Raw genomic sequence first — 2,997 nt, 5'->3', positions numbered from 1 at the left:
CCTAAAATGAAAGAAGCCAATGCGGTCTTGTTGATGGATAAATTTATCTACTACCTGAAGCAACACCGCTTATATACCCGCACACTTGGAATTATTTGAGTCTCTAAAAATGAGGGGATCTCTGAGGATGTGGTCATGACTTTCGTACCTCGGCGGTGCCGTCTGTGATCCGGACAGCGCAAGCCTAGCGGGTTTGTTCGGGGAAAAAGGTGATCGCGGATAATAAACCTGAGGCAACAGGTTGAGTCTGCTGCAAAAAAACAGGGCCCCGCAGGGCCCTGTCTGTGCTGGTGACCGACTTACAGCTCGACCACGTCGAATTGCACGTCCGGATTCACGTCCGCATCGTAGTCCACCTCGTCCAGACCGAAACCGAACAGGCGCAGGAACTCCTGCTTGTAGCCGGTGTAGTCGGTCAGTTCACTGAGGTTCTCGGTGGTGATGGAGGGCCAGAGATCACGGCAGGTCTGCTGCACGTCTTCACGCAGTTCCCAGTCATCCATGCGGATGCGTGCCTGCTCGTCCAGCGCCATGTCGGCGCCGTACAGGCGGGTGCGCATCATGCGGTCCACCTGCTCCATGCAACCCTCGTGGATGCCCTTCTCCTTCATGATCTTGAAGGCCATGGAGATGTAGAGCGGCATCACGGGAATGGCAGAGGAGGCCTGGGTCACAACGGATTTGAGCACGGCCACGTGGGCGGTCCCCCCCTTGGCGGCCAGATCGCCACGGATCGCGGTGGCGGCACGGTCCAGATCTTCCTTGGCTCGGCCCAGGGTACCATGCCAGTAGATTGGCCAGGTCAGGTCGGTACCGATGTAGGAGTAGGCCACGGACTTGGCACCGTCAGCCAGCACACCCGCATCGCGCAGAGCCGCCATCCACAGTTCCCAGTCCTGGCCGCCCATGACGGTGATGGTGCTCTGGATCTCTTCCTCATTCGCCGGCTCGACGGTGGCGGTGATGATCTGATCCTTGTTGGTGTCGATGGCGGTGGAGGTGTAGACCTCGCCGATGGGTTTGAGGGCGGAGCGCACCACTTCGCCGGTGTCCGGCAGCTTGCGCACCGGAGAGGCCAGGGAGTAGACCACCAGATCGATTTGACCCAGATCCTGCTTGATGAGCTCGATCACCTTGGCACGGCACTCGTGGGAGAAGGCATCGCCATTGATGCTCTTGGCGTAGAGGCCGGCCTCTTTGGCGGCCTTGTCGAAGGCGGCGGAGTTGTACCAGCCGGCGGAGCCCGTCTTGGTCTCGGAGCTCGGCTTTTCGAAGAAGACACCGATGGTGGCAGCTCCGCTGCCGAAGGCTGCGGCAATGCGGGAGGCCAGACCATAGCCGGTGGAAGCGCCGATCACCAGCACCTTCTTGGGGCCATTCTCGATGGCGCCCTTGGCTTGGGTGTAAGCGATCTGGCGACGAACATTGGCTTCACAACCAACCGGGTGGGTGGTGGTGCAGATAAAGCCGCGAACCTTGGGTTTGATGATCATGTGTTGTCTCTTATCCGTTTGATGGATGAAATCGGGGCATAAGATACCTCATTGCGGCCCGTTATGGTGCTCTGATGTGTTGAACTGCGGGGAAACAGGCAGGGATCCGTCGCTTTGTGCCGCCATGGCACACCCATTGCGCAGGAGATCTCCCCGCCATGGACCAGAGAGAGGCGACGTGAGGACCGGAATGTCACACCCGGAACGAGGCCGTTGTCTGACCTTGCGCCATGTACTAGTGTGCAAGGAAGAGGATTCAAGGAGGAGTCTATGTCACGCATGCTGGTCATCTCTCTCGCCTGCCTGGGGCTTGCCAACGTCCCCGTTGTCCAGGCGGCTGTCTATCAATGCGCCCGCGATGGGCAGATCACCTTCAGCGACATCCCCTGCAGCAGCGACGCCAAACCCATGGTACTCAATGTCTATACCCCCTCCCCCGAGGCGGTGGAGCAGGCGGCCAACCAGACCCGGGAGATAGAGCAGAGCCTGGCGAACGGCCAGAAACAACGCCAGGCCGAGGCTCTGCGCACCGAGATCGAGGCCAAAAAGCAGAAGATGAACAACGAGATGACCCAGATCACGGAGAACAAGGCAAGATCCCGCAATGTCTCGGCAGAGATGCAGTCGGTCACTACCCGATATCAGAAAGAGATTGAGTCCCTGAACCAGAAACTCTCTACCTTGCAGGCAAAATAAACACTCCCTGTTTCGGGACAGAAAATATACCGAAGCGGCAATGTCGTCACGGGTTCACACATGCCGGATATCCAAAAACTCACACCCTTGGCCGTTTATTTCTCACACCAGAGAGTCAGATAGCGGCTTTTTCCCGATCCCCGTAGCCACCTAATTTCACCGCGTTCCAGAAGACTCAACTTTATCCCCACCGAGATCCCTGACGTGCCACAGGGTTCATACGAAGGCGATATATAGGGGCATCGTGACAATTGTCAGTGCCAAAAGAGGCGCCTTCATGCCAATATTCCCTGGGGCCCAAAGCGGTCCACGAGATAAATAACCTTGGTACGAGACCCTACAATTAAGAAGCTATTTATCAACATTGAAAAATAAAAAGTTAATTTGAGTACGATGACGACTCATCAGGACGCAATGCTATTGTTAATTTACTCATATTTGGTCGTTATCCCATTCAAGGGTCTCATGGAGGAGCGCTGTCATGTTCTGGAATCAAAAAGCAAGCAAGGAAGCCAGTGAGCAAGCGGCAAGGGTGGTGGAGCTGGGGGCATTTGAACAGGCTATCCAGTTGCAGGTCCCCTTCGTCCAGTTCACCCCGGCGGGAGTGGTCACCTTCGCCAACGCGCTGTTTCTCAAGATCGTGGGATTTGAACGTGACGAGGTGATCGGCAAGCATCACAGCCTGTCTCTTGATCAGATCTTGATCCCCTGTGCCATCAAATCCTTGGCGGCAAGAAAGCCATCCAGTTTACTTTGCAGGGCTTCCCAGCCTTCCCAGAGGGCGCCCCAGCTGGCAATTCCGGTTCGC

The 2,997-nt window shown here is 56.6% G+C and carries 2 protein-coding genes and 1 pseudogene; 2 read left to right on the top strand and 1 reads right to left on the bottom strand.

Annotated features, from left to right (window positions below):
• Positions 1–299 precede the first annotated feature (299 nt).
• Positions 300–1,493 carry an enoyl-ACP reductase FabV gene (fabV, locus tag C3418_RS23185; protein WP_041212832.1) on the bottom strand — a complete coding sequence of 398 codons (1,194 nt, stop codon included), beginning with the start codon at positions 1,491–1,493 and terminating at the stop codon, positions 300–302.
• Positions 1,494–1,763: 270 nt separating this feature from the next.
• Between fabV and C3418_RS23180 the strand changes: the two genes are divergently transcribed.
• A complete protein-coding gene (locus C3418_RS23180; RefSeq protein ID WP_043156375.1) occupies positions 1,764–2,189 on the top strand; it encodes a DUF4124 domain-containing protein in 426 nt (141 codons plus the stop codon).
• Positions 2,190–2,670: 481 nt separating this feature from the next.
• Positions 2,671–2,871: pseudogene (locus tag C3418_RS25040) on the top strand (hypothetical protein); the annotation flags it as partial.
• Between the last annotated feature and the right edge of the window lie 126 nt (positions 2,872–2,997).

It is taken from the genome of Aeromonas sp. ASNIH8 (assembly GCF_002919855.1).
In the GTDB taxonomy this organism is placed as follows: domain Bacteria; phylum Pseudomonadota; class Gammaproteobacteria; order Enterobacterales; family Aeromonadaceae; genus Aeromonas; species Aeromonas caviae.
Note: the sequence above shows the minus strand (reverse complement) of the source record. Positions and strands in the feature narration are given on the sequence as shown.

Coding starts and splice junctions, on each gene's coding strand:
- fabV (WP_041212832.1), bottom strand. CDS start 1,493: ATGATCATCAAACCCAAGGTTCGCGGCTTTATCTGCACCACCACCCAC.
- C3418_RS23180 (WP_043156375.1), top strand. CDS start 1,764: ATGTCACGCATGCTGGTCATCTCTCTCGCCTGCCTGGGGCTTGCCAAC.